This window comes from Gluconacetobacter sacchari (genome assembly GCF_014174255.1).
Classification (GTDB): domain Bacteria; phylum Pseudomonadota; class Alphaproteobacteria; order Acetobacterales; family Acetobacteraceae; genus Gluconacetobacter; species Gluconacetobacter sacchari.
On record NZ_JABEQJ010000011.1, the window covers coordinates 67,222 to 88,395 of the forward strand.

Consider the following 21,174-nt stretch of genomic DNA (forward strand, 5'->3'; position numbering starts at 1 on the left):
TGGGAAGGATGGTGACGCGGGCGGGGGAACCCGGCCCGATGATTTCATATCGTGATAAATTCTAGAACGTAACAGTGGCATTTTCAACTGATTTATATTATAGACGCCGGTATGGACCCGCAATGTTCGAGAGCGGTGCGCCCGACGGAACGCCTTGGGAAGACAAGAGAATGTTTGCATTCGCCGCGCGCGCGCCGCGTCCGATACCGACCACAATCCTGTTCTGCTGTGCCTATGTGCTGTCCTTTGTCGACCGGCAGATCCTGTCGCTGCTGATCGGCCCGGTAAAGGCCGACCTGCATCTGGACGATTTTCAGTTCGCCGTTCTGAACGGCTTTGCGTTCGCGGTGCTGTATTCGGTGCTCGGCCTGCCGATCTCGATGCTGGCCGACCGGTTTGCCCGGCCGCCGATCATTGTCGGCGGCCTGGCGCTGTGGAGCCTGTCCACCATCGGCTGCGGGCTTTCCGGCGGGTTCTGGGGGCTGTTCTTCTGCCGGATGGGGGTGGGGATCGGCGAGGCGGCGCTGGTGCCGGCCGTCTATTCCTTTCTGGCCGATATCGTGCCGGCGGCGCGGCTGGGGCGGATCATCGCCCTGTTTTCCGCCGGGTCGTTCGTCGGGGCGGGGCTGGCCTATCTGTCCGGCGGGGCGCTGATGGCGCTGCTCCGGCCGGGAAGCCTGCCGGGCGGCCTGGTGCCGTGGAAGCTCTGCTTCGTCATCGTCGGGGCGCCGGGGCTGGTGCTGGCGGCGGTCATCGCCTGTTTCGTCCACGAGCCGGCGGCGCGCGGCGCGCGCGAGGCGCGGGCGGGGCTGTTGCAGACCTGGACGTTCATTCGGGGGCAGAAATGGCTGTTTCCGCTGCATTTCCTTGGCTATTCGTGCAGCGCGGTCATGCTGTTCTCGCTGATGGCGTGGTCGCCGGCCTATCTGATGCGGGTCATGGGGATGCCGCATGGCGTCGTGGGCGGCTTCATGGGCGGTGTGGCCATCGTCTGCGGCTGCGGGGGGATCTGGACCAGCGGGCGGCTGATCGACGCCCTGACCACGCGCGGGATTGTCCGTGCGCCGGTGATCGTCGGGGCCGGGGGGATGGCGGGCGCGGCGCTGCTGTTTCTGCTGAGCGGGCTGTGCGGCGTCGGGACCGCCGGGCTGGTGTTCTTCGCGCTGACGTTCTTCTGCGCGTCCTTTCCGATGGCGCCTTCGGCCTTCGTCATCCAGACAGTCGCGCCGCGTTCGATGCGGGCGCAGATTTCGGCGATCATGCTGCTGTGCAATGCGCTGATCGGACTGTCGGCCGGGTCGATGCTGATCGGCTTGCTGGATGACCGGGTTTTCACGGCGTCGGACGGCATACGCTACGCGCTGCCGATCGTGGCGATCGTCGCCAGTACGGCCGGCGCGGCGATGATCGCGGGGACGGCGCCGTTCTATCTGGCGCGCTGGCGCGCCCTGTCGCGCGGGGAATGACATGGGCGCGACCCGGGGCAAACGCGGCTCAAATCACTTGAAATGTCAATAATTACGGCATAGCATCCATTCGTCGGCTCCTGACAGCATCGTATACAGCCGGGCGCGGCCTCGGCCGGGCCGCGCAGAATGGAAGAGTCCTTATGACGACGGTTCAATGTCTTCCGCAGGTCCTTGATTTCCTTTCCCGCGAGCATGGGTTGTTCGTGAATGGCCGCTGGGTTCCGTCGCTGGGAGGGGAGCGGATTTCCGTTTTCGATCCGGCGACGGGCGCGCCGGTTTCCTCCATCGCCGATGCGACGGCGGCGGATGTCGACCGGGCGGTCGCGTCCGCGAAGGCGGCGTTCGATGCGGGTGCGTGGCGGTTGATGCGGCCGGCCGAGCGCGAGCGGATCCTGCTCCGGCTTGCCGATCTGGTCGAGCGGGATGCGGAAATCCTTGCCCAGCTTGAAACGCTGGAACAGGGGAAATCCATTCTGCTGTCGCGGATCGTCGAAGCCGGCGGCGCGCAGAGCTGGATACGGTATGTGGCCGGGCTGGCGACGAAAATCACCGGCCAGAGCCTGGATGTGTCCATTCCGCTGCCGCCGGACGCGCGCTATACGACCTATACGCGCAAGGAGGCGATCGGCGTCGTCGCGGGCATCGTACCGTGGAACTTTCCGCTGGCGATCGGCGTGTGGAAGGTGCTGCCGGCCCTGGCGGCGGGTTGCTCGGTCGTTGCCAAGCCGTCGGAAGTCACGCCCCTGACCCTGTTGAAACTGGCGGAACTGGCCAGCGAGGCTGGTGTGCCCGATGGCGTGTTCAACGTCGTGACCGGCCTGGGCGCCGTCGCGGGCGATGCGCTGGTGCGGCATCCGGATGTCGCGAAAGTCAGCTTTACCGGCTCGACGCCCGTCGGCAAGCGGATCGCGCGGGCCTGCGCGGACCGGCTGGCGCGCGTTTCGCTGGAACTGGGCGGCAAGAACCCCGCCATCGTCCTGGCCGATGCGGACCCGGAGCGGGTGGTCGCGGGGCTGACGCTCGCGGGGTTTCTGAACCAGGGACAGGTCTGCGCGGCATGTTCGCGCGTGTATATCGAGGCGCCGCTGTTCGAGCGGGTGGCCGAGGGGTTGCGGGACGTCGTCGCCGGGATGCGTATCGGGCCGGGCATGGACGAGACGGCGCAGATCAATCCGCTGGTTTCCGCCACGCAGCAGAAGAAGGTGCGGGCCTTCATCGACGGGGCGGCCGAATTGGGGGCTGAGATCGCCGTGGGGCGGGAGGTGCCGGATGGCGCCGGTTTCTACGTGCGCCCCGCGCTGGTTCTGAACCCCGACGAGACGATTCCGCTGGCCCGGGAGGAGGTCTTCGGGCCGGTCATGACGCTGACACGGGTCGCGGACGCGGCCGAGGCGCTGGCGCGCGCGAACGACACGCCGTTCGGGCTGGCCGCCAGCGTCTGGACGCGCGGCCTGGCTGCCGCGATGGACCTGCCCCCGCTGATGCGGGCCGGAACGGTCTGGGTGAACAGCCATGTGATGATCGATCCGAACATGCCTTTCGGCGGCGTTAAGGATTCCGGAATCGGCCGGGATTTCGGCACCGGCTGGCTCGATGCGTTCACCGAGACCAAGACCATCTGCATCCGTCATTGAGGGGATACGGTACGATGCGCAGCGTGCCCTTTTTCCGGACCTTCTGCGCGGCGTGTCTGGTCGCGGTGGCGCCGGTGCGCCCGGCCGCCGCCGATTCGGCCCCCGTGCCGACACCAATGCCGGCCGCCGCGTCGCGGGCGGTGAACTCGACGCCCGGTGGCGACTGGCCGCAATATGGCCGCACGGCATCGGAGCAGCGATACAGTCCGCTGGATGCGATCAATACCGGCACCGTCGGCCGCCTGGGCCTGGCGTGGCATCAGGACCTGCCCTCGGTGCGCGGGGAGGAGGCGACGCCGCTTGTCATCGACGGCGTGATGTATGTCACGACCAATTGGAGCCGGGTCGAGGCGCTGGACGCGGCGACCGGCGCGGTGCTGTGGCGCTACGATCCGGGCGTGCCGGGGACGGTTGCCAGCAAGGGCTGCTGCGACACCGTCAATCGTGGCGCGGCCTATTGGAAAGGCCGGCTTTATTTCGGCACGTTCGACGGACGGCTGATCGCCCTGGATGCCCGGACCGGGCATGTGGTCTGGAGCGTCGATACCATTCCCGCCGATGCGGCGCTTGGCGATATCCGTTCCTACACCGTCGATGGCGCGCCGCGGATCGCCAAGGGCGTGGTGATGATCGGCAATGGCGGCGCGGAGTTTGGCGCGCGGGGGTTCGTTTCGGGATTCGATGCCGAGACCGGAGCGTTGAAATGGCGCTTCTTCACCGTTCCCGCCCCGGGCAACAAGCCGGACCATGCGGTCTCGGACGCGATTCTGGCGAAGGCGGCGTATCCGACATGGAGCCCGGATGGCGGGTGGGTCCATTCCGGCGGCGGGGGGACCGTCTGGGACTCCATCGTCTATGATCCCGTGACGGACCTGGTCTATCTCGGTGTCGGCAACGGCGCGCCGTGGAATTACAAATTCCGCTCCGACGGGACCGGGGACAATCTCTTTCTGGCCAGCATCGTCGCGATCCGTCCGGAAACGGGCGAGTATGTGTGGCATTTCCAGGAAACGCCGAAAGACCAGTGGGATTTCACGGCGAGCCAGCCGATGATGATCCTGGACCTGCCGTTGAAGGGGCAGATGCGGCACGTGCTTGTCCAGGCGCCGAAGAACGGCTTCTTCTACATGCTGGATGCCCGTACCGGCGCCTTTATCTCCGCTATTCCCTATACGTTCCAGAACTGGGCCAGGAGCATCGACCCGGTGACGGGGCGCCCGGATATCGTGCCCGACGCCATGTGGTCGCTGACCGGGAAGACATGGATGGGCATTCCCGGTTCGCTGGGGGGGCATAACTGGGCGCCCATGTCGTACAGTCCGAGAACCGGGTACGTCTATATCCCGGCGCAGCAATTGCCCGAGCCGTTCAAGGCGAATGCGAATTTCCGGCTGCACGGCATGGGGGTGAATCTGGGGATCGACATGGCCGGGCTGCCGGACGATCCGCGGGTGCTCGCCGAGGTTTCGAAGACGGTGCAGGGCTGGCTGCTGGCCTGGGACCCTGTGGCGGGCAAGGCGGCGTTCCGCGTGCCCCACGATGCGCCGTGGAATGGCGGGGTCCTGGCAACGGCGGGGGATATCGTCTTTCAGGGCACGGCGACCGGCCGTTTCGAAGCCTATGACGCGCGCGACGGAAAGACGCTCTATACGTTCGACGCCCATACCGGCATCGTGGCGCCCCCGGTCAGCTATGAGGTGAGAGGCCGGCAATATGTCGCGGTGATGGCGGGATGGGGCGGGGTCTTTCCGCTGATGGGCGGGGCGCTGGCCCGCATCCGCAACCATAGCATCAACCACGCGCGGCTGTTGGTCTTTGCGCTGGATGGCACGGACAGGCTGCCGGTGGAAAGCCGGCAGGGACAGCAGCCGATTCGTACGGTGCTGCCCTTCGATGCGGAGCGGGCGACGCGCGGCTATGCGCGCTATCAGGATTATTGCATGGCCTGTCATGGCGACAATGCGATCGCAGCGGGCGTGTTGCCCGACCTGCGTTGGTCCGGCGCGCTGGAAACCAGGGATGGATTCTACAACGTCGTCGGACGGGGTGCGCTGGGCAATTACGGCATGGTGGCCTTCGATAAGGTTCTGAGCCCGAACGATGTCGAGGATATCAGACACTTTCTGATCGAGCGGGCGAAATAGCCGCCCGGCGGGCCGGACCTGGTTGGATTTAATATGAAAACGAAACAATAATAGTAGACATTTCGTTGGAAGAATCACATAATAATTCCGTCGGAGGCTTTTGATATCGGGTGATCCGGGATGCGCGCCCTTTCTACGGGAGCGCGACCGGGTGGGTCGCCTGCTTCCTGTTGCGTTTTGACAACGTTCCGATATGCGGATGGAAAAAGGGAGAAATAGGGATATGCGACCAGGCATATGCAAGGCCCGGGCGGGTTGGCGCGCGGCCCGTACAAAGCGCGGGATTGGAAGCGGGTTGCTTTTGAGCGGTTGTTCCGCCCTGACCATGGCGCTGGTCCTGAACGCCGCCGCCGCGCAGAGCCCGCGTACGAAGAGTGCCGCCGGGGGCGCCGCGAAAAAGACGGCTTCGGCTGGTTCCGCGCGCGCCACGGCGAGCCAGCAGCCCCAGGCGCCGCGCCTGGAGGATGTGATGGTGACGGCGCGACGGCGCAACGAGCGGATCGAGCGGACGCCGATTTCCATGACCACCGTCACGGGGGCACAGTTTACCGAGCGCGGCATCACGTCGATCGCGAAGATACAGGATCTGTCACCCAACATCACCTTTGGCAATGTCGCCTCGAATTCCGGTGTGGCGAATGCCGCGGCCGTCTTTATCCGGGGGATCGGCCAGACGGATTTCTCGTTCGGGGTCGATCCCGGCGTGGCCATGTATGTCGACGGCGTGTATGTGGGCAGCCCCGTGGGGTCGGTGCTGAACATGGTCGATATCGGCAGCGTTTCGGTGCTGCGCGGCCCGCAGGGGACCCTGTTCGGACGCAATACGATCGGCGGCGCCGTTTCGGTGACGTCTCTGACCCCCGATAGTGTCCTCGCGGCGCGAGCCGACGTGAAATATGGAACGGCGAACCGGATCAATGCCCGCGCCTTCTTCAATGTTCCGCTTTCGCAGCATCTGTTCGCCAATTTCTCCATCGGCAGTTTCATGCAGGACGGATATGTGCATGCGCCGTATCAGAAAGACCAGCGGGAGCTGGGCAGCCAGGATAGCCGCGTCTTCAAGGGTGCGCTGCGCTGGAACCCGATTGAAAAGCTCAACATCACCCTGCGCGGCGACTGGAACCGCGACCGGAGCAACGGCGCGCCCTTCGTGACCACCGGCATCAATCCGGACTCGACCCACGGCATGATTTCTCTGGCCAATACGCTGGCCGGCGGCAGCCTGACGAACTGTGGCGGGCCGAACTGCTATAATTCGCGCTATTTCAGCAGGAATACCAATTACGGGTCCAACCCCGACTTCTCGAACCTTGTCGGCTGGTCGAGTTCCGCCACCATCGATTACGAGTTCTCCCACTATCTGGAGCTGAAATCGATCACGTCATACAGAAAGAGCCTGGGCAAGTTCGCGCAGGATCGGGACGGATCGCCCATCGGCATCAATTACGTCTATGACCATTACCAGGAGAAGCAGTTTTCGGAGGAAGTGCAGGCGAACGGTCGCGCGTTCGCCAATCGTCTGCACTATTCGGCGGGCGTATATTATTTCGACCAGTCGGGGTACGATATCAACCCCACCCAGTTCTATATCATGAGCCTGCTGAGTGGCGGGTCGTTTACGGACAGGAGCTATGCGGCCTATGCCCAGGCGACCTATTCCGTGACGAAGAAATTCAACATTACCGCCGGCGTGCGCTATACGGAGGACAATAAGAGCTTTCTTCCGAACCAGTATTACAAGGATACCATCGGGGCGCCGATCTTCTACGAGCCTTATGGGACGCGCCTGGTGCCCCATGAGCGCTATCACAACAACAACGCGCGCTGGACGCCGATGGTGAACCTGTCCTACCAGGTCACGCCGGAGCTGATGGCCTATTCGACTTTCTCGCAGGGCTTCAAGGGCGGGGGCTTTACCCAGCGGCTTGCCAATATCGCTCCGGCGGCACCGTCATTCCGTCCGGAAAGCGTCAATTCCTTCGAGGGTGGCCTGAAATTCTACGGGCTGAATCACAGGCTGCGTGTCAGCGCGGCCGGGTTCTTCACCTTCTACGACGATGTGCAGTTGCTGGTCGCCGATGCCACCAATATCGGCCCATATTACACCAATGCCGGCAAGGCGCAGATCTCGGGCTTTGAGCTGGAATCGCAATATGCGCTGGGCGACGGGTGGACCGTGCTGGGGTCGGTGGGCATGACCGATGCCCATTACACCAAGCTGACATCGAGCGTGCAGGGACTCAATCTCAATACCATGTTCGTGCTGGTGTCGAAGTGGACGGGGAATCTGGGCCTGTCCAAGCGCTTCGACCTTGGCGAGTACGGCTCGCTGACGCCGCGCGCGGACGCGGCCTATCGCTCGCGATACAATGCCAACCTGAATGCGATCATGTATGACACGCTGATCCAGAAGAAATTCATCACGCTCAATCTGAGCGCCCGATGGCTCAGCAAGAGCGAGCGCTATAACTTCATGGTGGGCCTGGATAACGCCACGAACGAGAAGTTCATGGCGTGGGGAAGCTATTCCGGCAGTTTCGGCAACTACCAGAAATCCTTCGATCGCGGCCGCCAGTGGTATATCCAGGGCGGCGTCTCGTTCTGACAGGTCGGCAGGAGGATGGCGGGGCCGATCGATCCGCGTTCATCCATCCTGCCGGTTTCTCTCCCACCGGCGGCGGGCGCGCCAGAAGGCCGTGGCCTCGGAATAGCCGAGGGAAAACCCGATATTGGAAAGATGCTCGCCGCCGCTTTCGACGCGCCTGGCTGCTGCTTCCCGCCGGAATTCGTCGAGGCACTGCCTGAGCGTGACGTTTTTCTCCCGCAGGCGCCGCTGGAGGGTCCGCGACGAGATGCCGAGGGCTCCGGCGATGAATGAGACCGTTATCTTCTCCCGCCCTATGTGATTCTCGATCAGGGCGCGAACGCTCGCCATGATCTCGTCGTGGACGATATTCCCGGAAATATCGGCTATGTGCCGTTCGAGAATATTGATCAGGCCGCCATCTTCTTCCCTGACGATCTCGTCGAGCCTGGTGTTTTCAAACACGATCGCGTTTCCCGGGGCGTTGAAGACGACCGGGCTGCGGAACAGATGTTCCAGCCTGCGCGCCTGGCCGCTATCGTCATGCTCGAAGCGAATTTCGACCGGCCGCCAGTCCGGGTGAAAATATACCCGGATCATCTGACAGAGGCTGGCCAGGGAATATTCGGCATCCTGGCGTCGCGGCCAGAGTCTTCGGTCCCTGATCGCATAATGCAGCGTCGACATTTCCGGATCTGAATCGAAATATAATGCGCTGTGACTCTGAAACGTGTCGCCGTCTTCGGTAATTCTCTGGATCGCCCGGCGGAGACTGCCGGATAGCGAGAACAGGACGCCCCTTGGCCCGAGATCGGACGGCCTGAACCCGTTGCCGATATCCGCGCCCAGTGTCGGGCTGTTGAGGCGGGATGCCGCGAATTCGAACAGGCGGACATAGGCATTCAGCGAGACGAAGCTGTAGGGATTCCTCAGATCCTCCATGTTGATGCCGTATTTTTTAAAAGAGTCCTTCGTATCGAAGCCGCGCCGCACCAGGTGCTGGACGATCGGACGGAGCGTGGAGGCGCGCAGGAAGGGATAGCTCGGCAGGGTCGGCTGCTGTTCCCGCACTGGTTTCGGCCCCGTGATGAAGGATGGCGCATAATGTCACCTTTTTGGCGCATTATGCAATACGGCCCGGCGGCTCCGGCACCGTAACGTTGCGACACGCTAACGTGTGCTTTGGTGGAGGAACGGCGAGTGGGTGGCAAGCCTCTGAACGGTCGGCCCGGTGCGCTGACAATCAGCCTGTTCGTGATTTCGGCGGCGGCACCCCTGACGACCGTGTTCGGCGCCGTGCCGGCCGCCTTCTCGTCCGGCATGACATCGATCGTGCCGGAAATGTTCCTGCTCAGCGGGTTGCTGTATCTTGCCTTCTATATGCTGCTGCTGTCCGCCGCGCGGAACATGCCGGCATCGGGGGCTTATCACACCTATATCGCGCGGGGCATGGGGTGGCGGGTTTCCTTCGCCATGGCCGCGGTTTCCCTTGTGTCGTACCTCTTCATCCAGCTTGGCGTGGCGGCGCTGTTCGGCGTCTTCTTTCGCGATGTGCTCGGCGCGGCGGGTGCTGGGGTCTCGCCCTGGATATGGAGCATGCTGGCGCTCGCGATCGCCAACCCGCTTGCCCGGCGGCCCGCCAGGACGTCGACGCTGATCCTGGGCATCGTCATTGGCGTCGAGCTGTCGGTTCTCGTCGTCGTCAATTGTTTTCTTCTTTTCCACGCGGATATCTCGGGGAGCCTGCGCCGGAGCTTTTCCGGCACCGGGTTGATGCATGACCGGACCGGGGCCACGCTGGCCTTTATCGTGGGGTCGTTCGTCGGGCTCGAAGCCATTTCGATGTTCAAGGATGAGTCGCCGCAGGCGGCGCGCAGCGAGAGGATTGCGACCTATCTGTCCGTCCTGTTCATGACGGGCGTGTATGTCCTGTCCTCATATTGCATCGAAGCCTATTATTTTCCCTCCGACATCGCCGTGCAGGCGTCGCGGCGGCAGGAACTGCTCTATTTCGACGCGATCGGCCTGCTGTTGGGGCAATGGTGGAACTGGGGCATCCGCATCCTGCTGATCGTCAGCCTGTTTGCCTGCATTCTCTCACTCAGCCGGAATGTCGACGAATATCTTTCGTCGTTTCTGTTTCCGCGTCGCGTGCCCATGCAGGCCGAACGTGGGCGTGCCTGCCATATCCAGACCGCCATGCTGGTCGCGGGCCTGATGCTGTGCCTTTTTCTGGGGTTCGACCCGTACCGCATGGTGTTTCCCGTCTGTTCCGAGATCGCCATTTTCGGGATCGTGGTGACCCAGATCTTCGTCTGTCTGTCCTTTGTCGCCGGTGTCGGGCTGCGCGGAAAAGCCATGATTTCCCGGGCCATGATGCCATGGGCGGCGCTCGTTCTCGCGGGGCTTCTGATCGAGTTCGGTTTTATCGTGATGAATCCGCAGATCGTCTATCGAAACTCGCTGCTTCTTTCGTGCTGGCCGCTGGCGGCGATCGGACTGACCGGCATTCTGACCTTTCTGGCCGCGCCGCGTCGCATCACCGCCTGACCGCGCGGCCGCCGCGCATATCCGTAATGAACGCCACCTCTGAACAATGACGAGAAAGGAGGCCTGTGATGGTGTCTTTGCCGCAGCCTTGTACGACACGACGTTCCGCTTCCGGCCCTGCGCGGCGGCTCGTGGCGGGGCCGTCGCTGCTGCTTCTTGGTGCCGGCCTGCTGGCCATGTCCTGCGCGCGGGCGGAGACCGTGGCGCGGCATGCCGCGAAGCCGGCGCATCCGGTCGGGGCGGTGCGTCATGAGCATGGGGCGACCGTGCGCGGAACCGCGGAGAGCCTGACCGTCAGCACCCGCAGGCTTGCGCGCGGGCCGGCGGAGCAGGTGCTGACCCGCGCCACGCTCGATCGGCTCGTGCCGGGCGCCAGCCCGCTCCAGGCGCTTTCCATGACCACGCCGGGGGTCTCGTTCGGCTCCGACGATCCTTATGGCGTGGATAGCCTGGCCAACACCACCTATATGCGCGGGTTCAGCCAGAACCAGCTTGCCTTCGCGGTGGATGGCGTGCCGCTGGGCGACCAGTATTTCTTCTCCGGCAATGGGCTCGATATCAACCAGGCGGTGATCCAGGACAATATCGCGACCGTCGGTGCGTCGCAGGGCGCGGGGGCGCTCGATGTGCCGGGCGCGGAAAACCTGGGCGGGGCGATCCGGTTCACGACCTCCGACCCGGAGGACAGGATGGGGGGACGGATTTCCCAGACATTCGGCAGCAACGCCAATTTCCGGACGTTCGGCCGGTTCGACAGCGGTGTGCTCAATGCGTCGGGAACCCGGTTCTATGTTGCCTATGCCCGGACCGACAACAGGCTGTGGAAGGGGTACGGGCATCAGACGGAGCAGCAGGCCAACATGAAGCTGCTCCAGCCGGTGGGGCGGCATGGCATGCTGAGCGGATTTTTCGGCTGGTCGAACGACAACCAGGACAATTACCTGAACATGAGCCTGAACATGGTGAACAGGCTGGGCAAGGACTGGACCTATCTGACCCCGAATTATCTGGAAGCCTATAACGCCGCGAACGGGATCTATACGCCGGCGGTCCAGGCGCTGGGCAACCCGGCGGACGAAGCGTTCGCGACCTATTACGACGCGGCGACGATCCAGAGGAATTATCTGTCCTATCTCAGGCTCAGCGAAGAACTGACGTCGCGGCTGACGTCGACGACGCTGCTGTACGCGCATGTGGGGAGCGGCGATTCCGAGGCGTCGGCCACCATTCCCTCGCCCAACGGGGCCAGCCTGTCGCAGGCCGTCATCATGATGAATACACGGCGCATCGGCGGGATCCAGAGCTTTCATTATTCCCTGGGGCGTCACACCGTCCAGAGCGGATTCTGGTTCGAGAACGAGAGTTCGTTCATGCCGGAGCGGCTGTTCGGCCAGCCTTATCCGGGCGAAGGGCCGGTGCGCTCGGCGACCGGGCCGTTTGTCGGTGCCTATGCGACCGCATGGGCGAGTGCGTTCAGCACCAACCTGTTTCAGTTCTATCTTCAGGACGAATGGCAGATCAGGGACGATCTGCGGCTTCTTGCCGGGTTCCGTTCCCTGACGCAGACGACGCATGGCGGCGCGTCCTATAACAATGTGAACTATAGCGGTACGGACGCGCTGCCCTCGGGATCGCTGACCGCGTCGAATGGCTTTCTGCCGCATGTCTCGCTGAGCTGGCACCCCGCGCTGAATCATGAAGTCTATGTCGATATCGCGGAGAATATGAAAACCTATCCGTACAGTATCTGGGGCAGCAATCCGTCGGGCCTGTGGGGGGATTCCGACCAGCAGGCATTCGCGCAGGGCAGGCGGGACCTGCGCCCGGAACGGACCTGGACATATGTCGCCGGCTATCGTTATTCCTCCGATTTCGTATCGGCCAATGTCGATTACTATCATATTCGTTACGATAATCGCGCGCTGACCGTCACGACCGGGCCGGTCTACCAGCTTGTCAATTCCTATTCCGATGTCGGGTCGGAGACCACCGATGGGGCGGATGCGGCGCTGACGATCCGCCCGATCCGTGGGCTGTCGATCGACAACATGCTGAGTTACGCCGACGCGCGCTATCAGGGCGGTACGATGTATGGCGGGGAATATTACGATTTGAGCGGGAAGCACCAGGTTGCCTATCCGAAATATATGTACAAGGCCGGCGTCGGCTATGCATTTGGAAACGTCACGCTGAATTTCAATGTAAACTATATGTCCCGCCGCCCCTTGTCCTATGTGAACGACGTGCATGTGCCGTCTTATTGGCTGGCCAATCTCGGCGCGTCCTACGATTTCGGCGCGGTCGGCGTGCTGCGTAACCTGAAGGCGAGCCTCAATATCTATAACCTGTTCGACACGACCTATATCGGCGGCATGGGCGTTGCCGGCTTTCCGATGGCGGGCGACCTGGCGACCGTGTTCGTCGGTGCGCCCAGGCAGGTCTTCGGCACGGTGTCCGCCCGTTTCTGAGTCGGGTGGCCTGTCAATGAAAGAAAGATTGCGTTTCATGACGACGAAGGACCAGGGGGCCGTTTTCCTGTCGGGGGCTACGGGGGAACAGGGGTTGCCTCGCATCGATTTTCTCTATCTCTCCGAACAGGACATGCTGCGCGCGGGGGTGGCCGACATGGCGGGCTGCGTCGATACCATGGAGGAGATGTTCGCCCTGCTCCATGCCGGCGATTATCGGATGGCCGGGCCCAACAGCGATTCTCACGGCGCCATGGTGAGTTTTCCCGCGGATTCTCCCTTTCCCGCCATGCCCAGGCCGACGCCGGACCGGCGGTTCATGGCGATGCCGGCCTATCTGGGTGGGCGGTTCGGCACGACCGGCATGAAATGGTACGGATCGAATATCGCCAATCGGGAAAAGGACCTTCCGCGTTCCATCCTGATGTTCATGCTCAACGACACGGATACGGGCGCGCCGCTGGCCCTGATGTCGGGCAATCTTCTCTCCGCCTATCGCACCGGGGCGATTCCGGGTGTGGGGGCGCGCCATCTGGCGCGGGCCGACGCGCGGAGCATCGGCATTCTCGGCCCGGGGGTGATGGCGCGCACCGTGCTGAGCGCCTGCATCGTGGCGCGGCCGGGGATCGATACGCTCAGGATCAAGGGGCGGGGGCCGGCGAGCCTGGAGGCGTTCTGCGCCTGGGCGCGGGAGGCCTATCCGCAGCTTCGCGAGATTGCCGTCGTCGAGCGCGACGAGGATGTGGTGCGCGACAGCGATATCGTGAGTTATTGCACCTCCGGCGTCGCGGGCGATGCGGGGAACTACCCTATCGTCCGGCGTGAATGGCTGAAGCCGGGCGCCTTTCTGGCCATGCCGTCGCTCTGCGACATCGATGCCGGGCTGGAAAGGCCGGATGTGCGGAAAGTTGTGGATAATATCGGACTTTATGAAGCCTGGTACGAGGAGATTCCGCATCCGCTCCACAATACCGTGCCGATGATCGGCTGCAAGTTCATGGACATGATCGCCGACGGGCGGATGGCGAAGGACGCGCTCGAGGATATCGGCCGCATCGTTGCCGGAGACGCGGACGGGCGGCGCGATGACGACGAGATCATCATCCTGTCCGTCGGCGGCATGCCGGTCGAGGACGTGGCGTGGGGTACGGTCGTCTATCGCAACGCGGTCCGCGACGGGATCGGGGTGACGCTCAATCTCTGGGACCGGCCGGTTCTGGCCTGATAGCGCAATAAGGGAAAAAACCATGTCTACGATAACGAGAGTCGCGACCCGTTCGCCGTATGAGGCGATGGGATGTTATTCGCGTGCCGTCGCCGTCGGCGACTGGATCTTCGTGTCCAATACCGCCGGGCGCCATCCGGAGACCGGGGAGATACCGGAGGAGGTTCGCGAGCAGACGGTGCAGGTCTTCGCCAATATCCAGCGCGCCCTTCGGGCCGTCGGCGCCGGTCTGGCGGATGTTTTGGTCGCCCGCATCTTCGTCCAGGAGCCGAAGGACGTACCGGTGGTCATGGGGGTGGTGGGCGAGACGTTTCGCGGCATCCGTCCCGCCGCCACCGTGACCTGCCCGCCGCTGGGCGGCACGATCTACAAGGTCGAGATCGAGGTGACCGCCTTGCGCGGCGCCTCGGCGATGACGGTCGAGACCGTGACGGTCTGACCGCGTGCCGCTTCCAGTCGCCTGTGCCTTTTCCCGCCGCGTAGGACCGTGTTCATGGCCCCTGTCATCTCTCCTGTCCGTACGTCGGACGATTTTCCGCCCGCGACGGTCGTCTGCGTGATTGGGGGCGGTATCGTCGGCCTGACGGCCGCGCTCGTGCTTGCGGAGAGGGGGGTGCCGGTCGTCGTGCTGGAGAAGGGGCGCCTCGCGGGCGAGCAATCGTCGCGCAATCTTGGCTGGATCCGCAAGATGGGGCGGTCTGTCGCCGATGTGCCGCTGGCGCGCGCCGCCGACGCATTATGGGCCGGGCTTGCCGCGCGCGTGGGCGAGGATGTCGGCTATCGGCAGGCGGGGATCCTGTACCTGGCCCGCACGCGGGCCGAGATGGACATGCATCGGAGCTGGCTGGACGCGGTTCGGGACCTGTCGCTTGAGTCGCGCCTTGTGACGGCCGCCCAGATCGATGAGCTGGTTCCGCGCGGGCAGGGACAGTGGGCGGGGGGCATCCATACCCCGTCCGACGGGCGTGCCGAGCCGACGCGCGCCGCCAGTGCGATCGCCCGTGCCGCGATGCAAAAAGGGGCCGTCATCGTCGAGCAGTGTGCCGTCCGGACGCTGGTGCTGGAGGGGGGGCGGACGACGGGCGTCGTGACGGAGCGCGGGGTGATCCGTTGCGAGCAGGTTCTGCTTGCCGGCGGCTTATGGTCGCGGCGCTTCCTGGGCAATCTGGGGGTCGGTCTGCCCACGCTCCCGTTGATATGCTCGGCCCTGCGTACCGCGCCGATGGAGGGGATGGGCGAGATTGCCGTGGGGGCGCCCGATTTCTCGTTCCGCAAGCGGATGGATGGCGGCTATACCATCACGCAGCGCGGTGCGCTGGACGCGCCCCTGACGATGGAGCATCTGCGGATCGGCATGCGCTACCTGCCGACATTGCGGCAGCAGGGCGGCCACCTGCGGATCGGCATTGGCCGGGAGTTCGTCGCGGACCTCGCTCTGGCGCGCCATTGGCGGGAGACCGACATTTCGCCGTTCGAGCGGGTGCGCGTCTGGGATCCGGCGGCGAATGGGGTACTCATCCGCGAGGCCATGACCAATCTCGGCGTGGCATGGCCGGAATTCCGCGCGGCGCGCATCGTGCAGAGCTGGGCCGGGGCGATGGATATCACGCCGGATTCGCTTCCCGCCATCGGGGCCGTGGCGAAGGTGCCGGGCCTGACGCTGGCATCGGGTTTTTCCGGACACGGGTTCGGCACCTCTCTGGCCGCGGGGGAGCTTGCCGCCGACCTGTTGATGGGAGAAGCGCCGATCGTCGATCCCGCGCCTTATCGGCTGGAACGGTTTTCGCGCGGGGGGCGTTAGTGGCCGACCGAGGCGTGGTCGCTGCGCCAGACATAGTCCTGCATCGCCGAGGCCAGGCGTTCGGCCTCGTCCACGCGGAATTTCACGATGTCGCCGATGCTCACGATGCCGACGAGCGCGCCGTTGTCGATGATGGGAAGGTGGCGGGTGCGGAAATCGGTCATCCTGCGGCCGACCTTGAGGATGTCTTCGTCGAGCGTCGTCGTGGGGACGTTGCGGGCCATGATGTCGCGGGCCGACAGGTGGACCACGTCCATGCCGTGCCCGGCCAGTGCCGAGACGAGGGCGCGTTCCGATACCAGCCCGGCGAGATGGGCGTGTGCGTCCAGCACCGGGACGGCGCCGATCCGGTTCTGCGTCATGAGGTTGGCGATTTCGCGGATCGGCGTGTCTTCGCGCACGGTGAAGAGATGGCGGCCCTTGTGTTCCAGGGCCTGGAGAACGGTGGCGGTCATGACGTCTTCTCCCTTTTCCGGGGTTGGTGATGTGTCGTGCGTCGCGGACCGGTTCATATCGGTAAGATGGGGGTGGAGCCGGCGAAAGACAGGGCCGGGGCAGGGCCTATGTTCGTTCGCCGTACAGAATGTCGTGAGCGGGTGCGGGCGGCAGCAGGGCGCGGGTCTGCCGGACCAGCGTTTCGGGAAAGATGCCGGCCGCGAGGGTGACGATGGCCAGGGCGGCGATCAGGGCGGCGTGGGCCGGGAGGGTGCGTGCCGGGTGGTGGTCCTCCGGCGCGGATTCCATCATCGCGCGGACGATGTTGAGGTAATAATAGAGCCCGATGATGCTGCCGGCGATCAGGGCGCCGAGGAGCACGATCCGCTGTGCCGAGACGCCGGCGATGACGATGTAGGTCTTGGCGAAAAATCCGACGGCCGGTGGGATGCCCGCCAGCGAGACCAGCATGATGGCCATGGCGAGCGCCAGCGCCGGACGCCGCCGGAACATGCCGCGCCACCCGGCGATATCGGAGAGATCGGCGCCCCGGATCGCGGCGAAGGCGCCGGTTGTCGCGATGGAGTAGGCCGCCAGGTAGAAGGCGGCGCTGGCGAGGCCGAATGGCCCCGGGGAGAGCAGCGCCAGCAGCAGGTAGCCGACATGGGCGATGGAGGAGCCGGCCAGCAGGCGCTTCAGATTGGTCTGGCCCAGTGCCAGCAGGTTGCCGCCGAGCATGCTCAGCACCGCGACGATGGCGAGTTCGGCGGTCGCGGTGCCGGGGTGGGCCAGGTCGGCCCCGGCGAAATAGCGCGCAAGGGCGGCGAAGAGGGCGATCTTGGAGACGACGGCGATGAAGGCGGCGACCGGCGTGGGCGCGCCCTCCATGACGTCGGGGAGCCAGGTGTGGAACGGGACGGCCGAGAGCTTGAAGAACAGGCCGGTCAGGATCAGCGCCGTCGCCGCGAGCGGAATCGCCGGCCCGTCCGGGCCGGTCGGCACGGGGGCGGCGAAGCGCAGGCTGCCGGTGGTGGCGTAGGAGAGGGCCAGCCCGAACAGCAGGATCGCCGAGGAGAGGCCGGACAGGACCAGGTATTTGATGGCCGCCTCGTCGGCCGTGGGCTGGGTGCGGTGCCAGGCGATGAGGCCCAGCAGCGACAGGCTGAGCGTTTCCAGCCCCAGGAAGAGGGCGACCATGTCGGCGCTGCCGGCCATGACCAGCGCGCCGAGCGTGCCGAGCAGCAGCAGCAGGTAAAATTCGTCGGCTTGGGTGCCGGTGCCGCGCCACGCCATGATGACGGTCGCGGCCGAGGACAGCAGGATCAGGCCGGCGATGTAGGTGAACCATCCGTCGGGCACCAGCAGCGTCGCGGCCGGGCCGCCGGGCCAGGGGAGGGCTGGCCGCCACAGGCTGGCGAAGGCGAGCAGCAGGGTGGCCAGCGCGACCAGGATGGCGCGTGCCTCGGACCGGCGCCAGGCGATGCAGAGCATCAGGAGCGCGATGCCGCCGCCGAGGATCGGCAGGCAGGGGGGAAGGCCGGCTGGGAGCGGGGTCATGGGCGGCCCGCCTCCGGCTGTGTGGCGTGGGGACCGGCCGGCAGCGACAGGTCGAGGATCGGCTGGGGGTAGGTGCCCAGGACCAGCAGCAGGGCCATGGTGAGGCCCAGCACCGTCATCTGGCGGACGCCGAAATCGGGCCCCGCGTGGTCGGGATCCGGGCCGGTGGCGGGCGGGCCGAGGAAGGCGCGGCCGATCATGGTCAGGGAGTAGACGGCCGAGAGGACCAGGCCGGCGGCGCCGAGGATCGCCGTGGGCGGGCTGATGCGCCAGGTGGCGAGCAGGACCAGGAACTCGCCGACGAAATTGCCCATGCCCGGCAGTCCGAGCGACGCGATGGCGAAGAAAAGGGCCACGGAGGACAGGTGCGGCAGGGCCTGCCACAACCCGCCCATGCGCCGCATGTCGCGCGTGTGCAGGCGGTCTTGCAGCGATCCGGCGATGACGAACAGGGCGCCGGTGCTGAGGCCATGCGCGACCATCTGCACCACCGCGCCGCGCATGCCCATGGGAGAGCCGGAAAACACGCCGAGCAGGACGAAGCCCAGATGGCTGACGCTGCTGTAGGCGATCAGGCGCTTCATGTCGTCCTGCGCCAGCGACAGCCAGGCGCCGTAGAGGATGCCGGCCACGCCCAGCGCCAGCGCGACGGGAGTGAAGCGGGCTGCGGCATCGGGGAACAGCAGCACGACGAAGCGGATCAGCCCGTAGCCGCCGGTCTTGAGCAGGATGCCGGCCAGCAGCACGCTGCCGGCGGTGGGAGCCTGGGTGTGGGTATCGGGCAGCCATACATGCAGCGGCACCACCGGCAGCTTGACGGCGAAGGCGATGAAGAAGCCGAGCATCAGCGCCATGGCGGTCGCGGGCGTCAGGACCGTGTCGGCCAGGGCGAAATAATCGAAGGTCAGGGTGCCGGTGGAGCGCCAGTGGAGGATGACCAGGCCGAGGATCGCGACCAGCATCAGCAGGCCGCTGCCCTGCGTGAACAGGAAGAACTTGATGGCGGCGCGGCGCCGGTCCTCGTGCCCCCAGCGCAGGATCAGCACGTACATCGGCACCAGCATCAGCTCCCAGAAGAAGAAGAACAGGAACAGGTCGGTGGCCAGGAAGACGCCGTCGACGCCGGCGATCGTCGTGAGGACCAGCAGGAGGAACAGGCCCGGACGCTCGCCGATATCACGGGCGGACAGGATCACGCAGGGAAAGGACAGGAGGGTGGTCAGCCACAGCAGCACGAGGCTGAGCCCGTCCATGTCCATGCGCGCGGCGATGCCCAGCGCCGGAATCCAGGGTATGGAAAAATGCCCGAGCCACGGGCCGGTGCCGAACCCCGCCGTGAGCGTGACGACGAGCAGCAGCACGGTTTGCAGGATGATGGTGGCGATGGCGACCCACCAAGGCAGGTGCGTGGGACGGTCGCCCTGGCCGGACAGCCATGCGGCCAGGCCGCCGATTGCCGGCAGCAGGACCAGGGCGGGGAGTGCGATCATGGCCATGCTCCCAGGCACAGGGCGGCGATCGTGCCTGCCGCGATCCAGCCGGCATAGCGGCGGACCTGGCCGCTTTGCATGCGGCCGAGCATCCGGCCGCCCGCTCGGGCGGTCGCGGCCGTGGCGTCGGACAGGCGGTCGCAGATGTCGGTCTGGTTCAGGCGGCCGAGCGCCACGAACGGGCGCACGACCAGCGTGTCATAGAGCGTATCGAAGCCCCAGCCGGTGCGGGCGAGGCGGGCGACCGCGTCTTCCGGCGGGGTAAATGCCCGGATCCGGGGGCGCCAGAGCAGCCAGGCCAGGCCGACGCCCGCGAGGGGGACCAGCGACCCTGTCCACAGCAGCCAGGACGGGCCTTCGGCCGTCGGTGCGCCGAACAGGGGGGAGAGCAGGCGCGACAGCAGGTGGACCGGGGCGATGGCGTCGGGCATGTCGATCCAGCCGCCCACCAGCGCGAGAATGCCGAGGCAGAGGAGCGGAAGGGCCATCGTGGCGCCGGTGCGGCCCGTCGGGTCGGTGTGCCGGGGGCCGAAAAACACGATGAAGATGCAGCGGAAGATATAGACCGCCGTGGCGAGGGCGCCGAGCAGGGCGCCCGCCCAGAGCAGGGGATTGGCATGCCATGCGCCCTGGAGGATCATTTCCTTGCTGTAGAAGCCGGCGGTCAGCAGCGGCAGGCCGGCCAGGGCCGCGGCGCCGGCCAGGAAGGCGGCGAATACGCCCGGCATGGCGCGGGCCAGCCCGCCCATCTGGTAGATATCCTGCCGGTGGTGGACGCGCAGGATGACCGCGCCGGCGGCCATGAACAGCAGGGCCTTGAAGACGGCGTGGGTGACCAGGTGGAAGATTGCCGCCTGCCACGCCCCGGCGCCGAGGGCGAGGAACATGTAGCCGATCTGGCTCATGGTCGAATAGGCGAGGATGCGCTTGATGTCGGTCTGGACCAGCGCGCTGCCGGCGGCCAGCAGCAGGGTGACGAGCCCGATGAGGGCGACCGTGGCCATCGCCGCCGGGACCGCGGCGAACAGGGGGTGCAGGCGGGCGATCAGGTAGACGCCGGCGGTGACCATGGTCGCGGCGTGGATCAGGGCCGAGACGGGCGTCGGGCCGGCCATGGCGTCGGGGAGCCAGGTCTGGAGCGGCGCCTGGGCCGATTTGGCGACGGCGCCGCCCAGCAGCAGGAACGCCGCCGTCGCCGAGGCCGGCGGGGCGGCCAGGAGGGGGGCGATTTCCAGCGTGCCGGCCCGCGTTGCCAGCAGGAGCAGGCCGCACAGCATCGCGGCGTCGCCGATGCGGGTGACGATGAAGGCCTTGCGCGCGGCGGCGACGTTGGCACTGTCGATGTGCCAGAAGCCGATCAGGAGATAGGAGCAGATGCCCACACCTTCCCAGCCGATATACAGGCTGAGCAGGTCCGAGGAGAAGACGAGGACCAGCATGGCGGCGACGAACAGGGTCATGTAGCCGAAGAAGCGCGCGATGTCGGGGTCGTCGCGCATATAGCCGCAGGCGTAGAGCAGGATCAGGAACCCGACGAAGGTGACCACCAGCATCATGACCAGCGAGAGCGGGTCGAGCGTGAAGGCGATGCGGGTGCTGAAGCCTTCGACGCGCATCCAGGACCAGAGCGGCACGTGCAGGCTGGCGGGGGAAGTCGCGTGTGTGGCGACACGGGCCGCCATCAGGGCGGAGAGCCCGACCGACCCGGTGCCGATCACGCAGGTCGCGCGCGCGGGCATGCGGCCGGCCGAGAGCAGCAGGATCGCGGCTGCCAGGAGGGGGAAGGCGACGATCAGCTTCAGGAACAGCGCGTCCAT

14 protein-coding genes are annotated in these 21,174 nt (G+C 65.4%); 9 read left to right on the forward strand and 5 right to left on the reverse strand.

Going from position 1 to position 21,174, the window contains the following annotated elements; all coding sequences use genetic code 11:
- Positions 1 to 170: 170 nt before the first annotated feature.
- The 4 genes from HLH48_RS10115 to HLH48_RS10130 all read left to right on the forward strand — a co-directional run bounded on the left by HLH48_RS10115 (position 171) and on the right by HLH48_RS10130 (position 7,852).
- Entirely contained in the window at positions 171 to 1,466 is a 1,296-nt protein-coding gene (locus tag HLH48_RS10115) for an MFS transporter (RefSeq protein ID WP_182997389.1), read from the forward strand.
- 143 nt (positions 1,467 to 1,609) lie between these two features.
- A complete protein-coding gene (locus HLH48_RS10120) occupies positions 1,610 to 3,103 on the forward strand; it encodes an aldehyde dehydrogenase family protein (RefSeq protein WP_182997390.1) in 1,494 nt (497 codons plus the stop codon).
- Positions 3,104 to 3,117: 14 nt separating this feature from the next.
- Positions 3,118 to 5,247, forward strand: a complete 2,130-nt coding sequence (locus tag HLH48_RS10125) for a PQQ-dependent dehydrogenase, methanol/ethanol family (protein WP_373320316.1) — start codon at positions 3,118 to 3,120, stop codon at positions 5,245 to 5,247.
- 301 nt (positions 5,248 to 5,548) lie between these two features.
- On the forward strand, positions 5,549 to 7,852 hold the full coding sequence (locus HLH48_RS10130) for a TonB-dependent receptor (RefSeq protein WP_246387210.1): 2,304 nt from the start codon (positions 5,549 to 5,551) through the stop codon (positions 7,850 to 7,852).
- 39 nt (positions 7,853 to 7,891) lie between these two features.
- On the opposite strand, the gene HLH48_RS10135 is transcribed toward HLH48_RS10130, so the two are convergent.
- Positions 7,892 to 8,902 carry an AraC family transcriptional regulator gene (locus tag HLH48_RS10135; RefSeq protein ID WP_182997392.1) on the reverse strand — a complete coding sequence of 337 codons (1,011 nt, stop codon included), beginning with the start codon at positions 8,900 to 8,902 and terminating at the stop codon, positions 7,892 to 7,894.
- Positions 8,903 to 9,031: 129 nt separating this feature from the next.
- Here HLH48_RS10135 and HLH48_RS10140 point away from each other — a divergent pair, with 129 nt between their 5' ends.
- From HLH48_RS10140 to HLH48_RS10160, 5 genes are all read left to right on the forward strand, one after another.
- A complete protein-coding gene (locus tag HLH48_RS10140) occupies positions 9,032 to 10,381 on the forward strand; it encodes an APC family permease (protein ID WP_182997393.1) in 1,350 nt (449 codons plus the stop codon).
- Positions 10,382 to 10,449: 68 nt separating this feature from the next.
- Entirely contained in the window at positions 10,450 to 12,849 is a 2,400-nt protein-coding gene (locus HLH48_RS10145; protein WP_246387212.1) for a TonB-dependent receptor, read from the forward strand.
- A gap of 37 nt (positions 12,850 to 12,886) precedes the next feature.
- Positions 12,887 to 14,074 (forward strand): tyramine oxidase subunit B, encoded by a 1,188-nt coding sequence (locus tag HLH48_RS10150; RefSeq protein WP_182997394.1) that lies wholly within the window; start codon positions 12,887 to 12,889, stop codon positions 14,072 to 14,074.
- A 22-nt stretch (positions 14,075 to 14,096) separates the two neighbouring features.
- Positions 14,097 to 14,513, forward strand: coding sequence for a Rid family hydrolase (locus HLH48_RS10155; RefSeq protein ID WP_182997395.1), 417 nt, complete (start codon positions 14,097 to 14,099; stop codon positions 14,511 to 14,513).
- 54 nt (positions 14,514 to 14,567) lie between these two features.
- Positions 14,568 to 15,875 carry an NAD(P)/FAD-dependent oxidoreductase gene (locus tag HLH48_RS10160; protein WP_182997396.1) on the forward strand — a complete coding sequence of 436 codons (1,308 nt, stop codon included), beginning with the start codon at positions 14,568 to 14,570 and terminating at the stop codon, positions 15,873 to 15,875.
- Here the strand turns inward: HLH48_RS10160 and HLH48_RS10165 are convergent.
- The 4 genes from HLH48_RS10165 to nuoL all read right to left on the reverse strand — a co-directional run bounded on the left by HLH48_RS10165 (position 15,872) and on the right by nuoL (position 21,174).
- A complete protein-coding gene (locus tag HLH48_RS10165; protein ID WP_182997397.1) occupies positions 15,872 to 16,330 on the reverse strand; it encodes a CBS domain-containing protein in 459 nt (152 codons plus the stop codon). The genes HLH48_RS10160 and HLH48_RS10165 overlap by 4 nt on opposite strands.
- Before the next feature lie 106 nt (positions 16,331 to 16,436).
- Positions 16,437 to 17,867, reverse strand: coding sequence for an NADH-quinone oxidoreductase subunit N (locus tag HLH48_RS10170; RefSeq protein ID WP_182997398.1), 1,431 nt, complete (start codon positions 17,865 to 17,867; stop codon positions 16,437 to 16,439).
- Positions 17,864 to 19,357 carry a complex I subunit 4 family protein gene (locus HLH48_RS10175; RefSeq protein WP_182997399.1) on the reverse strand — a complete coding sequence of 498 codons (1,494 nt, stop codon included), beginning with the start codon at positions 19,355 to 19,357 and terminating at the stop codon, positions 17,864 to 17,866. The genes HLH48_RS10170 and HLH48_RS10175 overlap by 4 nt, the downstream gene beginning before the upstream one ends.
- The gene (gene nuoL, locus HLH48_RS10180) at positions 19,354 to 21,174 is read right to left on the reverse strand and encodes an NADH-quinone oxidoreductase subunit L (protein ID WP_182997400.1); all 1,821 of its coding nucleotides are present in this window, start codon (positions 21,172 to 21,174) and stop codon (positions 19,354 to 19,356) included. The genes HLH48_RS10175 and nuoL overlap by 4 nt, the downstream gene beginning before the upstream one ends.

Excerpts from the sequence above, each read along its gene's own strand:
- HLH48_RS10115 (WP_182997389.1), top strand. The coding sequence starts at position 171 with ATGTTTGCATTCGCCGCGCGCGCGCCGCGTCCGATACCGACCACAATC.
- HLH48_RS10120 (WP_182997390.1), top strand. The coding sequence starts at position 1,610 with ATGACGACGGTTCAATGTCTTCCGCAGGTCCTTGATTTCCTTTCCCGC.
- HLH48_RS10125 (WP_373320316.1), top strand. The coding sequence starts at position 3,118 with ATGCGCAGCGTGCCCTTTTTCCGGACCTTCTGCGCGGCGTGTCTGGTC.
- HLH48_RS10145 (WP_246387212.1), top strand. The coding sequence starts at position 10,450 with ATGGTGTCTTTGCCGCAGCCTTGTACGACACGACGTTCCGCTTCCGGC.
- HLH48_RS10150 (WP_182997394.1), top strand. The coding sequence starts at position 12,887 with ATGACGACGAAGGACCAGGGGGCCGTTTTCCTGTCGGGGGCTACGGGG.
- HLH48_RS10155 (WP_182997395.1), top strand. The coding sequence starts at position 14,097 with ATGTCTACGATAACGAGAGTCGCGACCCGTTCGCCGTATGAGGCGATG.
- HLH48_RS10160 (WP_182997396.1), top strand. The coding sequence starts at position 14,568 with ATGGCCCCTGTCATCTCTCCTGTCCGTACGTCGGACGATTTTCCGCCC.
- HLH48_RS10165 (WP_182997397.1), bottom strand. The coding sequence starts at position 16,330 with ATGACCGCCACCGTTCTCCAGGCCCTGGAACACAAGGGCCGCCATCTC.
- HLH48_RS10170 (WP_182997398.1), bottom strand. The coding sequence starts at position 17,867 with ATGACCCCGCTCCCAGCCGGCCTTCCCCCCTGCCTGCCGATCCTCGGC.
- HLH48_RS10175 (WP_182997399.1), bottom strand. The coding sequence starts at position 19,357 with ATGATCGCACTCCCCGCCCTGGTCCTGCTGCCGGCAATCGGCGGCCTG.
- nuoL (WP_182997400.1), bottom strand. The coding sequence starts at position 21,174 with ATGGACGCGCTGTTCCTGAAGCTGATCGTCGCCTTCCCCCTCCTGGCA.